Raw genomic sequence first — 15,898 nt, forward strand, 5'->3', positions numbered from 1 at the left:
CGGATCGACGCCCGGCGTCTCGCCCGCCTCGATGGGCGGATGCAGGCGCGCCGGCACCAGGGCCCAGGCCGCCTGGGGGAATCGTGTGGTCAACACCACCGCATCATCCGGCGCGCGGTCGGACATGGCCGCGCTGACAAGCACGGCGCCCGCCCGGGTGCCCGACAGGCTTGCCAGATGACGACGGTCGCCCAGAAACGCAATCGCGCCCCGATCCGCCTGGGACAGGGGCGCGACGGTCCTGAGCGCCGCCTCACCGCCGCGAACCACCTCGGCCCCGGTCAGGGCGGCGAGGTCCGCGACGGTCAGCGGGTCAGCGGTCGTGAAGAAGCGGGCGTCGGGCATGCCGGATCAACCCGCTCCCTGCACTTACTGCTGCTGTTGCGCCGGCGGCGACTGGCGCGTGAAGCTCAGCGACGGCAGGGCGCTGTTCAGGCGCTCGATCACCGTGTCGGTGACGTCCATGGCCGGGTTCATCACATAGACGCTTTCCCGGTCCAGCAGGATGCCGCAGCCGCGCTCCTGATAGACGGCGACGATGATCGGGTCGACGGCGGTGGCGATGGCGTTGATCTGCTGGGCGCGGGTGTAGCGCAGCTCCACGTCGCGGGTCTGCTCCAGCTGTTGCGCTTCCTGGATGCGCTGTTGAAGCGCCTGGACGCGCGGGCCCTGCTGGTCCTGCGGCAGCTGCTGGATAGCGGTGGCCTCGGTCTGGATGGAGGTGCCGTAAGGCGCCAGTTCGCCCTGAACTTCCTGCACCAGGCGCTGCATGCCCTGGTTCAGGGACTGGCCGGCGGAGGACTGCGCCAGCAGACGCTCGTTGTGATAGACGCACATGCCGGGAATGGCCGGACCCGGGTTCTGAAGTTGGGTCTGGGCGGCGGCGGCCTGGGCCGAGAGCGCGATCACGCCCGCGACGGCGGTAAGGATAAGACGTTTCATTTTGAGCCTTTAGAACTGGGTCGAAGTTGAGAAACGGAAGGTTTCGGTCACGTCATAGTCCTCGCGTGCAATAACCTTGCTGAAGTCGAGCCGGATCGGGCCCATCGGCGAACGCCAGTGGACGCTGAGGCCGGCGGAGGCCCGCAGGGCAAGTTCATCGACGATAAGGGGATCAACGGTGCCGTCGTCTTGAAGCTTGTAGCGATTATCCAGCACCCCGAGCGTGCCGACATCTACGAACAGGGATGTACGGATGCCGTACTCATCAGGCAGGTAGTTAGGCAGCGTCACTTCCGCCGTGCCGATGGCGTAGAAATTTCCGCCAAGAGCGTTGCCGCGTGAACTGGCCTGAATGAGGTCCCGGGGACCGATGCCTGCGGTTTCAAAGCCCCGGAAACTGTTCCCGCCCTTGAAGAAGCGGTCGTTGATCCGGATGGCGTCGCCGTTCCAGCCGGCGATATAGCCGGTTGAGCCCTGCAGGGTGACAACCCATTGCGGACTGAACCCGTAGTACCAGGACGCGTCCAGCTCCGTCCGCACGTAATTCACGTCCCCGCCCACGCCTGCGAAGTCCTGCCGCAGGTTGCCGGTCCAGCCGCGCGTCGGCCGGATCGGATCATTACGGCGATCCACCAGCAGGGTGTAGCCGATCGAGGAGTTGAAGGATTCGCCGATCTGTTCGCACAGGGCGCGCGACCCGGCGCCGCTCTCGCAGAAATTGCCCGGCACGGTCACGTCGTCGGCGCGCAACGAATAGCGCGTGGACAGCAGGGTGTAGCCGTTGATGGGCCATGAGAACCTGACGCCGCCGCCCGTCGAGGCATAGCTGTACGACGAGTATTCGCTGTAGTCGTACCGCGAGTGATAAAGATCCCATCCGGCGCGCACGTCGCGGCCGAGGAACTTGGGCTCGGTGAAGCGGAAGTCGATCTGCTGCCGGATCGAGCCCCACTCGAGCCGCGCCACCACGTTCTGGCCGCGACCGCGGAAGTTGCGCTCCGAAATCCCCAGATTGACGATGAAGGAGTCGACGGAGCTGAACCCGGCGCCCACCGACAGTTCGCCGGTCGGCTGCTCGGTCACCTGGACGGTCACCACGCTGCGGTCGGGCTCGCTGCCCCGCACTTCGGTGATGGTGACGTCCTCGAAGAAGCCAAGAGCCCGCAGGTTGTTGCGGGACCGCTCCACGAGCGTACGGTTGAAGGCGTCGCCTTCCATCAGCATCAGTTCGCGGCGGATGACCGGGTCGATGGTGCGGGTGTTGCCGACCACGTCGATCCGTTCGACGTAAACCCGCTCCCCTTCCCTCACGTTGAACGTCACGTCCACCGTGCGGGTCTCGGGATTGGCGCGGTAGCCGGGTCGAATGTCGACGAAGGCGTAGCCGGCCGACCCCGCGGCGAAGGTCAGGGCGTCGACCGATTGCTCGATCCGGTCGCTCTCGTAGAGGTCGCCTTCACGCAGCGGCAGAAGACGGCGCAGGAAATCCGCGTTCAGACGTTCGCTCTGGGTTTCGACCGCGATGTTTCCGAAATTGTACTGGTCGCCCTCGTCCACCGTCAGGGTGATCAGGAAATCATCCTGATTGGGAGACAGCTCCGCAACCGCCGAAACGACCCGGAAATCATAGTAGCCGCGGTTCGTATAGAAGCTGCGCAGCTGTTCCTGGTCATAGTCCAGGCGGTTGGGGTCATAGTTGTCGTTGCTGGAGAACAGCCGCCACCAGCGGGACGTCTTGGTCACCATGACGCCGCGCAGGTCGCTGTCCGAGAACGCCTGGTTGCCGAGGAAATTGATGCCGCGCACCCCGGTGGAGACGCCTTCATCGATCTCGAACACCAGATCGACCCGGTTCTGCTCAAGCTGAACCAGCTTCGGGGTCACCGTCGCCGAGATGCGGCCGGACAGGCGGTACAGTTCGACGATGCTCTGCACGTCCTCCTGCACCCGGGCGGGCGTGTAGATGCCGCGCGGCCGGATGGTGACCTCCTCGCGCAGCTTGTCCTCGCTGATGGCGCTGTTGCCCTCGAACACAACCTGATTGATCACGGGGTTTTCGACGACCTGAATGATCAGATCAGTCCCGTTCAGGGCCATCTGCACGTCGGCGAACAGGTTGGTGCGGTACAGGGTCCGCACGGCCACATCCAGCACCGCCGGGTCCACGGCGTTCCCGGGCTGGATCGGCAGGTACGACAGGATGGTCGTCTGGTCGATCCGCTGGTTGCCCTGCACCATGATGCGGTTGGCGACGCCCACCTGTCCCGCCTGCGAGACTTCCGGCTGCGATTGCTCCGCCAGGGGCAGCTGGATCTCGCCGGTCTGCGCGGCGTCCTGCGCCAGCGCTGGACCGCCCAGGCCTGCGGCGATGATCAGCGCCAGGGCGCTGGCGCGGCCATGGGTGCGGAGAGCTTCGGAACGTCGTTGAATCATGGAGAAAACCATCGGCGAGCGGCGAATGCTCATGAAGCGAGCCCGCCCAGGAATTGAAAGAGACTGAGCTTTCGCAGGTCGTTCCAGGTGGCGAACAACATCAATCCGACCAGCAATACAAGACCAACGCGATATCCCATCTCCTGGACGTTGGCCCCCAGCGGACGCCGGGCCACCGCCTCGTAGCCGTAGAACAGCAGGTGACCGCCGTCCAGAACCGGAATCGGCAACAGGTTTAGAAAGCCAATTCCGATCGAAAGTATGGCGGCGAAGCTGATCAGCGTGAGGGATACGTTCGCCAGGCGAATTCCGGCGGAGGCCTCCACGTCGGCCGCGGCGTTGGTCAGCGCCCCTGACGCCTTGGCTATGCCCAGCGGACCGCTCAGCTGATCGCCGGATTCCCGCCCCGTGATGATGCGCCCCAGATAGGTCAGGGTGGTGCCCAGCACGTCTCCGGTCTCGCGCACGCCCTGCCACACCGCCTCGTGGGGCGGGTAGCGCACATGGCGCCGTTCACCGGCCAGGGGCTGAAGCTCGACGCCCAGAACGCCCATCCGCACCGGCCCCGCGATGGGGTCGGAGCGCTCGATTCTCTGCGGCGTCGCGGTCAGGGCCACCTCGGCGTCGCCCCGCTGCACCAGGAATTCCATCGGATCGCCCGCGCTCAGGGCCACCATGCGGCGCACCGTCGAATCATCCTCCACGGCGCGGCCGTTGATCCGCAGGATCAGGTCGCCGGTCTGGAAGCCCGCGGCCTCGGCCGCGCTCTCCGGCGCCACGCCCGCGATTCGCGGCGGCCGCACCTCCACGCCGATCAGGCTGAACAGAAACGCGAAGATGGTGACGGCCAGCACGAAATTGGCGAACGGTCCGGCCGCAACGATCAGGGCGCGCTGCCACACCGGCTTGAAGTGGAAATAGTCCTTCTCGGCGCCCGCCCCCCCTGTCGCCGCGATCTCCTCGCGCATGGCGTCCAGGCCGCGCGCGTCCGGCACGCTGGAGGCGTCCACATCGCCCGAGAATTTCACGTAGCCGCCCAGGGGTATCCACCCCAGCCGCCATTCGATGCCGTGCCTGTCCGTGCGGCTCAGAACGCCCTTGCCGAAGCCGATGGAGAACCGGTCCACTTTCACGCCGAAGGCCCGCGCCACCCAGAAGTGCCCCAGCTCGTGGATGGTCACCACCAGCGTCAGCACCAGCAGGAACGGCACGACGTAGATCAGCGCCTGGCCGATGAAATCCAACATGAAGCGAAGCGTCTCCCTAAAGCCGTCGAGGGATTCGACGGCTCCCCTCTATTACGCGCACATGGTCACGCCGCCTGGGCGTGATCGGCCACGATCCCCCGGGCCGTCCGTCGCGCCAGGGCGTCGATGCGCAGAGCGGCATCGCATGCATCCGGAGCGTCGGCGGCCTCGTCGGCTCGCGCCAGTCGCTCCATGGTTTCGGCCACGACTGCGGCAATATTGAGAAAGCCCAGCTTGCGGTCAAGGAAAGCGCGCGCGCCCACCTCGTTTGCGGCGTTGAACACCGCCGGGGCGGCCCCGCCGGCTTCCAGCGCCTGCCGCGCCAGCGCCAGAGCGGGAAACCGCGTCTCATCGGGCGCCTCGAACGTCAGGGCTCCCAGCGCCGCCAGATCCAGCCTCGGCGCGGGCCAGGCGATCCGGTCGGGCCAGGCCAGGGCGCAGGCGATGGGCGTCTTCATGTCCGGCGGCCCCATCTGCGCCAGGGTCGAGCCGTCGATCATCTCCACCAGACTGTGGATGATGGACTCCGGATGCACCACCACGTCGATGCGCCCGGCCTCCAGCCCGAACAGATAGGCCGCCTCGATCATCTCAAGGCCCTTGTTGGCCATGGTGGCGCTGTCGACAGAAATTTTGGCCCCCATGCTCCAGTTGGGATGGGCCACGGCCTGCTCCGGGGTCACCCGCGCCATCTGCGCGCGGGAGAACGCGCGGAACGGCCCGCCCGAGGCCGTCAGCACCACCCGGGCCACCCGCTCGGGCGCGTCGGCGGGAAACACCTGGAATATGGCCGAATGCTCGGAATCCACCGGGATCAGCCGCCCGCCCGCCTGTCGCACTCGCGCCATCAGGGCCGGGCCGCAGCTCACCAGACTTTCCTTGTTGGCCAGGGCCAGCGTCGCCCCGGTCCCCGCCGCCGCCCAGGCCGAGCGCAGCCCGGCCGCGCCGACGATGGCCGCCATGACCCAGTCCGCGGGCCGCGTCGCCGCCTCCACCACCGCCTCGGGTCCCGCCGCCACGGCCACGTCCAGCCCGGCCACGGCCGACTTCAGCTCGTCCAGCCGTTCCGCCTCGGCCGTCACCACCAGCCGCGGCCGCCAGCGCCGCGCCTGTTCCGCCAGCAGGGCGATGTTGCCTGCCCCGGTCAGGGCCTCTATCTCGAAGGCGCCGCTTCCCGCCTGCGCGGCCTGATCCATCAGGTCCAGGGTCGAACGTCCTACCGATCCGGTGGCGCCCAGAATGGTCACGCGGCGACGGATCATCAGGCCACGCCCATCCACTGCAACAGGACAAATCCGGCGGCGATCACCACCACCGCGAACATCAGCCCGTCGACCCGGTCCATCAGTCCGCCGTGCCCGGGGATCAGATCCCCCGCGTCCTTGACGCCGTAGCGCCGCTTCAGGGCGGACTCCCACAGGTCGCCCGCCATGGTGGCGATGGCGCCCGCCAGACCCAGCGCCGCCCCCCAGGCAACGCTCAGCGTCCCCAGATCGGGCCACGGCGAGGCCGTCACCAGCGCGCCCGCCGCCAGACCGCCGATCAGCCCGCCGATGAAGCCGGACCAGGTCTTGTTGGGCGAGAACCGGGGCCACAGCCGCGGGCCCTTCAGCAGGGTCCCCACCAGATAGGCCAGCACATCCGCCGACCACGCCGTCATGAACAGCAGCACGGTCCAGCCCAGGCCGTCCGGCTGGCCCCTCAGCCAGATGAACAGGATGGCGGGCCACCCCAGGTAAAGAACCCCGTAGGCCGCATCCAGCCCCTGCTGCCCCAGCCGCCGGGCGAAGGCCCCCGCCAGCGCCGCCCCGAACACCAGAGTGATCAACGCCGCCGGCACATGGCCCACATGGGCGATCAGCACCACCGCCACCAGGGCTGCGGCCACCGCGCCCCACACCAGCCGCTGGGCGCCGCGCGCGCTCATCAGCGCCCACTCGCGGGCCAGCAGGATGCAGGCGGCCGCGATCAGGGCGGCGAACCACCAGCCCCCGCCCCAGGTGGCCAGAATGGCGGCCGGCGCCAGCACCAGCGCCGAGGCCGCCCGCAATCCGATGTCCTTGGCCCGAAACGCCATCAGTTCGCCTTCGCCATGGCCGCCCCGGCGGGACGCCCGCCAAACCGGCGCTCGCGCGCCTTGTACTCGTCGAGCGCCGCCTTCAGCGCCTCGGGCCCGTAATCGGGCCACAGGATGTCCTGAAAAACCAGTTCGGCGTAGGCCGCCTCCCACAAAAGGAAGTTGGACAGCCGCTCCTCCCCCGAAGTCCGCACGATCAGATCCAGGGGGGGCGCCCCGGCGGTCGACAGCAGGCCGCCGAAGTCCGCCTCGCTGATCGCTGCATCCGCCTCTCCCGCCAGCACCCGTTCCGCATGCTTGCGCGCCGCGTCCACGATGTCGGCCTGGCCCCCGTAGTTGAACGCCACCTGCAGCAGGAACCGGTCATTGTGCGCGGTGTCGCGCTCGGCTTTCTGGACGAGAGCGGCGATGTCCGGCGGCAGGCCCTCGCGGCGGCCCAGCACGCGGATGCGCACGCCCTCCTTCGCCAACCTCGTCAGGTCGCTGGCCACATAGGACCGCACAAGCCCCATGAGGTCCGAGACCTCGTCGGCCGGACGGCGCCAGTTCTCGGTGGAGAAGCCGAACACGGTCAGGCAGCGCACGCCCAGCCCGGCGCAGCCGCGCACGGTGCGCTTCAGGGCGGCCACGCCTTCCTTGTGGCCCGCCGCGCGCGGCAGTCCCCTGGCGGCGGCCCAGCGGCCGTTGCCGTCCATGATGATCGCCACATGCCGGGCCCCCGGATCGGAAGGGCCGTCGGTGGGCGCATCCAGCGCGCGCATGTCGTCAGCCATTCCCTGTGTGCCGGGCCGGGCGGTCAAGCCGCCTCACACCTGCATGATCTCCGCTTCCTTGGTCTTCAGCGTCTCGTCGATGCGCTTGATGGCGGCGTCGGTGTCCTTCTGGACCTCGGCCTCCATCTTCTTCTGATCGTCCTGGCTGATGTCGCCCGCCTTCTCGGCCTTCTTCAGGTCGTCGTTGGCGTCGCGGCGCACGTTGCGCACGGCGATCTTCTGCTGCTCGGCGTACTTGCCGGCCAGCTTGACCAGATCCTTGCGGCGCTCCTCGGTCAGGGGCGGGATCGGGATGCGCAGGGTCTGGCCGTCGACGATGGGGTTCAGGCCCAGGCCGGCGGCGCGGATGGCCTTCTCCACCGAGACCACCATGCCCTTGTCCCAGACGCTGACCGTGATCATGCGCGGCTCGGGCACGCTGATGGCCGCCACCGCGTTCAGCGGCGAGACGGAGCCGTAGGCCTCCACCTGCACGGGATCCAGCAGGCCCGAGTTGGCCCGGCCGGTGCGCAGGCCGCTGAACTCTTCCTTCAGGGCGGCCACCGCCTTGTCCATGCGGTTTCGATAGGATGCGAGATCGGGTTTGCTCATGCTCTTGTCCGTGTTTCCTTTGACCTCAGGCCCCGTTCGCCGGGTTGTCGCTGATGACCGTATAGACTCCCCTGCCCTCGAGCACAGCCTTCAGGGCGCCGTGTTCGCGGATCGAGAAGACCACGATGGGGATGCCGTTGTCGCGCATCAGGGCGATGGCCGAGGCGTCCATGACCCGCAGGTCCTTCGCCAGCACGTCGTGATAGGTCAGGTTGTCATAGCGCGTGGCCGACGAATCCTTCTTGGGATCGGCCGTATAGACCCCGTCCACGCTGGTGCCCTTCAGCAGGGCGTCGCAGCCCATCTCGGCGGCGCGCAGGGCGGCGCCCGAGTCCGTGGTAAAGAACGGCGCGCCGACGCCCGCGGCGAAGATCACCACGCGGCCCTTCTCCAGATGGCGCAGGGCCCGGCGGCGGATGTAGGGCTCGCAGATGGTGTCCATCTGGATCGCCGACTGCACCCGGGTGTCCACGTTCAGCCGCTCCAGGGCGTTCTGCATGGCCAGGGCGTTCATGACCGTGGCCAGCATGCCCATGTAGTCGGCGCTGGCGCGCTCCATGCCGCTGGCCGCGCCGGACAGGCCGCGGAAGATGTTGCCGCCGCCGATGACCAGGCACAGCTGCACCCCGGTGCGCGCCACCTCGGCGATCTCGGCGGCGATGGCGTCCACGGTCTTGATGTCCAGGCCGTAGCCCTGGTCCCCCATCAGCACCTCGCCCGACACCTTGACCAGCACGCGCTTGTATTTGGGATCGGCGCGGGTCGGGCTCATGGCGATGCTCTCTCGGGTCGGGGCGCCGGAATCGGCGGGCCCATACTAGACGAAGGGCGCGCCGACCTTAAAGCCGACGCGCCCCTTTTCATTTTCTCCCTCCCCGTCCCGGGGAGGGTGGTCGCGAAGCGACCGGGTGGGGGCGTCCCGGTGAAACAGCGAGTCTGCCTCGCCCGCCCCTCCCCACCCGGCTGTCGCTGTCGCGCCAGCCGCCCTCCCCCGAGGGGGAGGGAAAGGCGGCCTCAGCCGCCCGTCATGCTCGCGACTTCGGCGGCGAAGTCGGGCTCGGCCGCCTTCTCGACACCTTCGCCCAGGGCCATGCGGGTGAAGCCTGTCAGCTTGATCTCGGCGCCGAATTCCTTGCCCGAGTCCGCCACCAGCTGCTCGATGGTCTGGTCGGGGTTCATGACGAAGGGCTGCTTGGACAGCACCACGTCCTTCTGGAACTTGGCGATCTGGCCGTCCACGATCTTGGCGATCATGTTTTCCGGGCGGCCGTCTTCCTTGGCCTTCTCGGTCAGGACGGCGCGCTCGCGCTCCACCGCCACGGGGTCCAGGTCGTCGGTGTTCAGCGACAGCGGCGCGGTGGCGGCGATGTGCATGCCGATCTTGCGGCCCAGGTCGCGCAAGAGCGCCTTGTCCGCGGCGCCTTCCAGCGCCACCAGCACGCCGATGCGGCCCAGCGAGGGCGCCACCGAGTTGTGCACATAGGACGCGACCACGCCTTCGGACACCGCGTGACGGGCCACGCGGCGCACCTGCATGTTCTCGCCGATGGTGGCGATCAGGTTGGTCACCTCGTCCTGCACGGTCTTGCCGCCGGACAGGGTCGCGGCGTTGACGCCCTCGACGCCCTCGGCGTCCAGCGCGGCTTCGGCGAAGGCCTTGGCGGCGTTCTGGAACAGCTCGTTGCGGGCCACGAAGTCGGTCTCGGCGTTGAACTCGATGACCGCGGCGGTCTCGCCCTTGCCGTCTTCACGGCTGGCGACGGCCACCAGGCCCTCGGCCGCGACGCGGTCGGACTTCTTGGCGGCCTTGGACAGGCCCTTGGTGCGCAGCCAGTCCATGGCGGCTTCCACGTCGCCGCCCGTCTCAACCAGCGCCTTCTTGCAATCCATCATGCCCGCGCCGGACTTTTCGCGAAGCTCCTTCACGAGGGCGGCAGTGATCTCGGCCATGGTCTCTCTCCTGAATTTCGTATGCGGGAACGGCCGGGCGTTACCCCGACCGTATGTCAGTTTCTCGTTCCACCGCCGCATCAGACGTCGATGGGTCATCTTTTTCCGCTCATCCCCGCGAAAGCGGGGACCCAGTCCTGTCCAGCGTGACGCCGGTGTTTCAGGACTGGGCGGCGTGCGCGTCACGCTCCGCTGCGACACCCAAAGCGCTGGGTCCCCGCTTTCGCGGGGATGAGCGGAGTCATGGGGCCTCAGACAGCGGCCTTCTCGGTCTCGACGGCGTCGTTGGCGTCCGAAGTGGCTTCCTTGGCGGCCTCGTCGGCCACGGCGGGGGTCTCTTCAGCCTTGGGCTCTTCAGCCTTGGCTTCCATCTCGGCGGCGACGCCTTCGGTTCCGGCCGGGGCGGCCTCGGCTTCAGCGGCCGGGGCCTTCTTGGCCAGGGCCGGCTCCACCGGGTTCTCCATGGCGCCCAGGTCCACGCCCGAGGCGGCGGCGCCGGTGGCCAGGCCGTCCAGCACCGCGTCCGCGATCAGATCGCAGTAGGTCTGGATGGCGCGGGCGGCGTCGTCGTTGCCAGGCACCGGATAGGTGATGCCGTCGGGATCGCAGTTGGTGTCCAGGATCGCGATGATCGGGATGTTCAGCTTGCGGGCTTCCAGGATCGCGATCGCTTCCTTGTTGGTGTCGATCACGAACATGATGTCCGGCACGCCGCCCATGTCCTTGATGCCGCCCAGGGACAGCTCCAGCTTGTCGCGCTCGCGCTGCAGGGTCAGCAGTTCCTTCTTGTTGCGGCCTTCGCCGCCGCCTTCCAGAATGCCGTCCAGCTCGCGCAGACGGGCGATGGAGCCCGACACGGTGCGCCAGTTGGTCAGGGTGCCGCCCAGCCAGCGGTTGTTCATGTAGTACTGGGCGCAGCGCTTGGCGGCCTGGGCCACCGGATCCGACGCCTGACGCTTGGTGCCGACGAACAGCACGCGGCCGCCCTTGGCCGCCACGTCGCGCACGGCGACCAGCGCCTGGTGCATCAGCGGCATGGACTGCGACAGGTCGATGATGTGGATGTTGGAGCGCGAACCGAAGATGTAGCGCTCCATCTTCGGGTTCCACCGGTGCGTCTGGTGGCCGAAGTGCGCGCCGGCTTCAAGCAGGGTGCGCATGGAGAATTCAGGCAGAGCCATGATCGTTTTGTCCTTTTTCCGATCGAACCTAGCGTGGGCGGTTAAAGGTCAAAGGACCCTCGGAACGGAGCAAACCGGGATGTCTCCCCGGAACGCGCCACGCCCACGTGCGAAGTGCGGGGGCATTTAGGGGGCTGGCCCCGGAAAAGCAAGGGGATCGGGCGGAGGGGCTCAGCTCGGCGCGATCCGCTCCGGCAGCGGCGCCCCGATCACCTCGGCCACGGCCCACTGGGTGGCCATGAACAGGGCGTCCCTCTGGTGGTAGTAGTTCGACAGCGCCACCACCGTCACATCCTGCGCCGGATGATAGGTCACCAGCGCCCGGAACCCGGCCCAACTGCCGGTGTGATAGATCTGCCCGGCCAGGAACCCCGGCTCCATGCGCGCGCCCAGGTCCGCCATGTACAGGCCGTATCCCCAGCCCCGCGGCGGCCGCCCCGGCGGGCCCGCGTCGTCCGGCGGATTGTGCGGCGTGATCATCAGGCGATAGCTCTCCCCCGACAGCAGCCGCCCCCCGTGCAGCGCCCGGGTCCACGCCAGCAGATCGTCCGCCGTGGAATACAGCCCGCCCGAGGCGTAGACGATGGACGCATTGGACTCCGGCTGCGGCGTCCGCCCGCCCGCCAGCCAGGCGTAGCCCATGGCCGTCTGGACCGAGCCGTCGTCGAACCCGGTGCCGTCCATGCCCAGCGGCTCGAAGAACTCGGCCCGCAGCCACTCATGATAATCCCGCCCCGTCGCCGCCTCCAGGATCGCGCCTGCCAGATTGTAGCCCGCGTTGGAATAGCGGATGCGCGTCCCCGGCGCGAAGCTCAGCCGGTACTCCGCCGACGCCGCCGTCAGCTGTTCCGGCGTCTGGTGCGTCCGCCGCATCTCGCCCCAGCCCGGCCGCTGCATCAGGTCTGGAATGCCCGAGGTGTGGCTCAGCAGATGGTGGATGCGCACCGGCGCCCAGGCCTCCGGGCACGGCTGGATCCACCGGCACACCGGATCGTCCACGCTCAGCACCCCCTGGTCCTGCAACCGCAGGATCGCCGCCGCCGTGAACTGTTTCGACACCGAGGCTATGCGGAATTTCGTATCCAGCGCCATGGCCTCGTCCCGCTCATGGCTGGCCGTCCCGTAAACCTTGCGGAACAGCACCTCGTCCCCCCGCGCCACCAGCACCGCCCCGCTGAACCCGCCCGTCACCGGCAGGGCGTCGATCTTCGCCGACAACTGCGGCAGCCGATCCACCACCACCGGCTCGGCCCGCGCCAGGGCGATCGGAACCGCCGCCTCCGCCTCATCCACCCGCCCCTGCCGCTCACAGGCGGACAGACCGAGGGACAGAAGGAAAAGGCCGGAAATCAGAACTCTAAACACGCACACATCCATACAGGGGGGAGTCGGGGGCACCTTACGCGACCTCCGGGCGCGGTGGGAGGCGGTGTCCGCAACTACCCGTAATATCGTCTGCGGTTATGGCGAAAGTCGGAGGCCTAAAGCGGTAGTCAAGAGGTCCGGCTCTCGGCCACTCGGACGCGGACAGACCAAAAAGTTAACCCATATTTTCTCTGGGAGGTTACATTGATGAGAAGCTCGAAGCCAGAATCACGAGCGAGAGACAACGTTTGACACCCAGTGCGAACATTCTAGCGGCGACCTCGCGCCTATTCTCGTCCGCAGTCGTTCGCGATCTGGCGACGAAAGGGCGTTCCGCGCTGTTTGCCCGCCTCGTTCGCGAGGCCGAGCTCAACACCCGGGGAGCAGTTGGGAATGTTGCCGATGTCTTCGAGGCCGCCTTCGCTGTGCTGCGAATGGGTGCCAGCCGGGACGAGTATGTCTACAAGGCTGCGTTGACGCACAAGGTTCTGCTGGGGAAGCACTCCCTACGCACCGCCTGTATGCTGAACGAGTTTCGCGCGGGGAACTGCAAGGCCGACATGGTCATCTTGAACGGCACCGCCACTGTCTATGAGATTAAGTCCGAGCGGGACTCCTTGTCTCGACTGGAGCGCCAACTCGAGGCCTATCGCAACGTCTTTCCGAGCGTGTTCGTCATTGCGGGCGAGAACCACGTGCGATCCGTCTTGCAGATGGTAGGCGACGACGACGGCGTGCTTCAGCTGTCCCGGCGCCATCAGATTTCTACAATTAAGCCCGCGACCGATCGGCCGGACAGGATTGATCCAGTCTCAGTGTTCGAGTCCTTGCGGACCGACGAGGCACGGGCACTTCTTGCGGGCATCGGCATCAGAGTGCCAGACGTGCCGAATACCCGGTTGCACGGCGCTCTGCGTGAAAAGTTTGAAGGCCTTCCGCCACGTCTAGTTCATGTCGGAATGGTGCAGGTTCTGAAACGCAAACGCGATCTACGGCCCTTAAGCGATCTGATTGATCAGTTGCCGCCGTCGTTGCAGCCTGCCGCGCTTTCGGTGCCGCTACGCAAAGCGGATCATAATAGGCTGGTGAGAGCCGTTGCGACCCCGCTTGGCGACGCCTTAGCTTGGACCTGAGGATCGCGATGTACCATCCTTACTTTCGCGGCAAGCAGTACGAGCTAATCACAATCAGAGAGAACGCTGAACGTCTCGCGCAAGCGGGTTTTCTGCCGATCATAGAGCCAGTCCGCGAGTCCCTTGGAGGGCTTGAAAAGGCGCTCAAAGCGGTGTGCGAGGCCGGAGGCCAGTCGGTAGTCGTCGTCAATCCTCACTACGGCGACCACGCCGGAGGCGGCGTCAGCATTTCGGCTCTCCTCGCTGACGGCTTCCTCGACAAACCTGGTATTGCTGCTGGCGTACTTCTGAAAAACGGCATGTCGGTTGAAGAGGCCATGGCCTGTTTCGACGCGCACAAGGGGCACTCACCGACGCTGATCCACGCGGGTTTCACCGAGGGCAAGGCCCTCGCCGATGCTTTGGGCACTGACCTCGCAACAACCCGCCACGTGTTCATCGACGAGCAGAGCAGCAAACTCTATCGGCGTCACTTCAAGGATGGCGAGAGGGTGCTGGTGAAGGACGGGTTTGAGAAGCGTTCTCGCAACAGAGACCATCCCGACAAAGAGTTCTTCTCCGACCTGCACATCACCTACGCCGACGACCAAATGAATGGGTTCGGCGATTTCCTCACGGTGGGAGACGACTACTCCGAGAGCGGCGGTCCGGCCTACGCAATCGCCATCCACCTGACGTTCATCGACCCTACGGCGGACGACGCGATGTTTATCTACCACTTCAAGTCGGACCGTATGGACACGCCGACGGATCCCGCTGGCAAGTTTGCAGAGGCGCTCACGAAACTGGTCAAGGCGGTGGAGGCGTCTGGATCCAGTATCTATCCAACCAATGCGGTGGCCGAGTTCAAGGCGCTGAAGGACAAGGAGCACTTCCCGGGGTTGGGCTATGTGAAGAAGCTGTCCATGCAGCACCACATCGAGACCATGGCTCGCTATTTCGCATGAGCCCCCGGCGCCAACTGCATTGCTGCGTTCAATGCTTCAACGACCGCCACCTTCAGCAAACTATCATCGACCTGTCCCAAGCCAGCGGCGACTGTAGTTTTTGCGGGACCACCGAGATCGCGCTTCTTGAGCCCTCCCAACTAGCCGATCTTTTCGCGCCGCTGGTCACGATCTATGAAGAGCACGATGACGGCCTTACACTTGTTGAATGGTTCGCTGAAGACTGGAATTTGTTCAACGGCACCCTGATCAACGAGGCGAACGCTGTACGTCTTCTGGGAGAAATCCTCGACAACGGTGAGGTCACCCGCATCCCGTTTCGACCGTCGGAGCGTTTCAGCAGCGACGGATTGGCGCGTTGGGAGCAGCTTCGCCACGAGTTGATGTACGTCAATCGCTACTTCCCCGATGCTAATATAGACGTGGAACGCCTGAGCTCACTGCTACCTGAGTTGGTTGCAGAGGATCTTCCGGACCGCTGGTACAGGGCTAGGCTGATGGACGGGGATACGCCTTTTACCGTCGCTGAGATGGGGCCACCCCCGGCCCGCCGATCATCGCACGGCCGGGCGAACCCCCCCGGCATTCCCTACCTCTATCTCGGTTCCGATCCGGCCTCGGCCATCTCCGAGGTGCGGCCCCATACCGGCGAGATATGCTGCGTCGCTGAGTTTCGTCTGGCTGAGAATTTGCGCCTCATCGACCTACGGGACCCTCGCACGCGTTTGTCGCCGTTCAGCTATGGCGATGAAGACAAGATCGGTGCCCTGCGCGAGGATTTGGCGTTGCTGGCGCGTCTCGGCGACGAGCTCACCCGCCCGGTGCTTCCGTCGGGTGCGGCGATCGATTACGTGCCGAGCCAGTATCTGTGCGAGTTGATCAAGAACGCACCATACGAGGGAGTACAGCGCGCCGGTTACGATGGCGTCCTCTACAGTAGCTCGGTCGGCGGCGGCATAAATCTAGCGCTCTTCGATCCGACATGCGCGACGGGCGGGGAAGTGGTCCTTCGCAGAGTCAATCGGGTCGCCGTCGAGTTTGACTAGTCGGGTACGCATGCTCAGCAGCCCCCCTACCCCCCCCCCATTTCCGACGGCCAATCCCTTGTGAAACAAGGCCCAGCCCGGAAAATCCCGCCTTTTGCACCGCCGTGTCCGGGGGCGCCTCACACTGTCCGGCATGGACATCAAATTCAGATACCTCCCCGACAGCCCGCCCGTCTTTGACGCCGCAAAGTCTCGCGCCCGCTGGGCCGCCGC

15 protein-coding genes are annotated in these 15,898 nt (G+C 66.4%); 3 read left to right on the forward strand and 12 right to left on the reverse strand.

All coding sequences use genetic code 11. The features are described from left to right. The 12 genes from ACK4FB_RS14440 to ACK4FB_RS14495 form a co-directional block, all read right to left on the reverse strand. Window positions 1-345 (reverse strand): LpxD N-terminal domain-containing protein (locus ACK4FB_RS14440; protein ID WP_409753787.1); only part of this gene is annotated, 345 nt, incomplete at its 3' end. A 24-nt stretch (window positions 346-369) separates the two neighbouring features. Next, entirely contained in the window at window positions 370-942 is a 573-nt protein-coding gene (locus ACK4FB_RS14445) for an OmpH family outer membrane protein (RefSeq protein WP_409753790.1), read from the reverse strand. A gap of 9 nt (window positions 943-951) precedes the next feature. Continuing rightward, window positions 952-3,375, reverse strand: coding sequence for an outer membrane protein assembly factor BamA (bamA, locus tag ACK4FB_RS14450; RefSeq protein WP_409753793.1), 2,424 nt, complete (start codon window positions 3,373-3,375; stop codon window positions 952-954). Between the two features lie 29 nt (window positions 3,376-3,404). Continuing rightward, entirely contained in the window at window positions 3,405-4,622 is a 1,218-nt protein-coding gene (locus tag ACK4FB_RS14455; protein ID WP_409753795.1) for a M50 family metallopeptidase, read from the reverse strand. 65 nt (window positions 4,623-4,687) lie between these two features. Further along, window positions 4,688-5,884 carry a 1-deoxy-D-xylulose-5-phosphate reductoisomerase gene (dxr, locus tag ACK4FB_RS14460; protein WP_409753798.1) on the reverse strand — a complete coding sequence of 399 codons (1,197 nt, stop codon included), beginning with the start codon at window positions 5,882-5,884 and terminating at the stop codon, window positions 4,688-4,690. After that, window positions 5,884-6,699, reverse strand: a complete 816-nt coding sequence (locus tag ACK4FB_RS14465) for a phosphatidate cytidylyltransferase (RefSeq protein WP_409753801.1) — start codon at window positions 6,697-6,699, stop codon at window positions 5,884-5,886. Before ACK4FB_RS14465 ends, dxr begins: the two co-directional genes overlap by 1 nt. Then, window positions 6,699-7,472 (reverse strand): polyprenyl diphosphate synthase, encoded by a 774-nt coding sequence (gene uppS / locus ACK4FB_RS14470; protein WP_409753804.1) that lies wholly within the window; start codon window positions 7,470-7,472, stop codon window positions 6,699-6,701. The genes ACK4FB_RS14465 and uppS overlap by 1 nt, the downstream gene beginning before the upstream one ends. Window positions 7,473-7,505: 33 nt before the next feature. Further along, window positions 7,506-8,063: a ribosome recycling factor gene (gene frr / locus ACK4FB_RS14475; RefSeq protein WP_409753807.1), complete on the reverse strand. Its 558-nt coding sequence runs from the start codon at window positions 8,061-8,063 to the stop codon at window positions 7,506-7,508. 25 nt (window positions 8,064-8,088) lie between these two features. Continuing rightward, window positions 8,089-8,835, reverse strand: coding sequence for a UMP kinase (gene pyrH / locus ACK4FB_RS14480; RefSeq protein ID WP_409753810.1), 747 nt, complete (start codon window positions 8,833-8,835; stop codon window positions 8,089-8,091). Between the two features lie 242 nt (window positions 8,836-9,077). Continuing rightward, on the reverse strand, window positions 9,078-10,013 hold the full coding sequence (gene tsf, locus ACK4FB_RS14485; RefSeq protein WP_409753813.1) for a translation elongation factor Ts: 936 nt from the start codon (window positions 10,011-10,013) through the stop codon (window positions 9,078-9,080). Window positions 10,014-10,264: 251 nt separating this feature from the next. Then, window positions 10,265-11,194 (reverse strand): 30S ribosomal protein S2, encoded by a 930-nt coding sequence (rpsB, locus tag ACK4FB_RS14490; RefSeq protein WP_409753816.1) that lies wholly within the window; start codon window positions 11,192-11,194, stop codon window positions 10,265-10,267. Window positions 11,195-11,365: 171 nt separating this feature from the next. Beyond that, window positions 11,366-12,559 (reverse strand): serine hydrolase domain-containing protein, encoded by a 1,194-nt coding sequence (locus ACK4FB_RS14495; RefSeq protein WP_409753819.1) that lies wholly within the window; start codon window positions 12,557-12,559, stop codon window positions 11,366-11,368. Window positions 12,560-12,807: 248 nt separating this feature from the next. Here ACK4FB_RS14495 and ACK4FB_RS14500 point away from each other — a divergent pair, with 248 nt between their 5' ends. The 3 genes from ACK4FB_RS14500 to ACK4FB_RS14510 are packed head-to-tail and all read left to right on the forward strand — an operon-like array spanning window position 12,808 to window position 15,685. Continuing rightward, window positions 12,808-13,692, forward strand: coding sequence for a sce7726 family protein (locus ACK4FB_RS14500; RefSeq protein ID WP_409753823.1), 885 nt, complete (start codon window positions 12,808-12,810; stop codon window positions 13,690-13,692). An 8-nt stretch (window positions 13,693-13,700) separates the two neighbouring features. Next, window positions 13,701-14,639, forward strand: coding sequence for a sce7725 family protein (locus ACK4FB_RS14505; RefSeq protein ID WP_409753826.1), 939 nt, complete (start codon window positions 13,701-13,703; stop codon window positions 14,637-14,639). After that, window positions 14,636-15,685 carry an RES family NAD+ phosphorylase gene (locus tag ACK4FB_RS14510; RefSeq protein ID WP_409753829.1) on the forward strand — a complete coding sequence of 350 codons (1,050 nt, stop codon included), beginning with the start codon at window positions 14,636-14,638 and terminating at the stop codon, window positions 15,683-15,685. Before ACK4FB_RS14505 ends, ACK4FB_RS14510 begins: the two co-directional genes overlap by 4 nt. The last annotated feature ends 213 nt before the right edge of the window (window positions 15,686-15,898 follow it).

This window comes from Brevundimonas sp. (genome assembly GCF_046299535.1).
Classification (GTDB): domain Bacteria; phylum Pseudomonadota; class Alphaproteobacteria; order Caulobacterales; family Caulobacteraceae; genus Brevundimonas.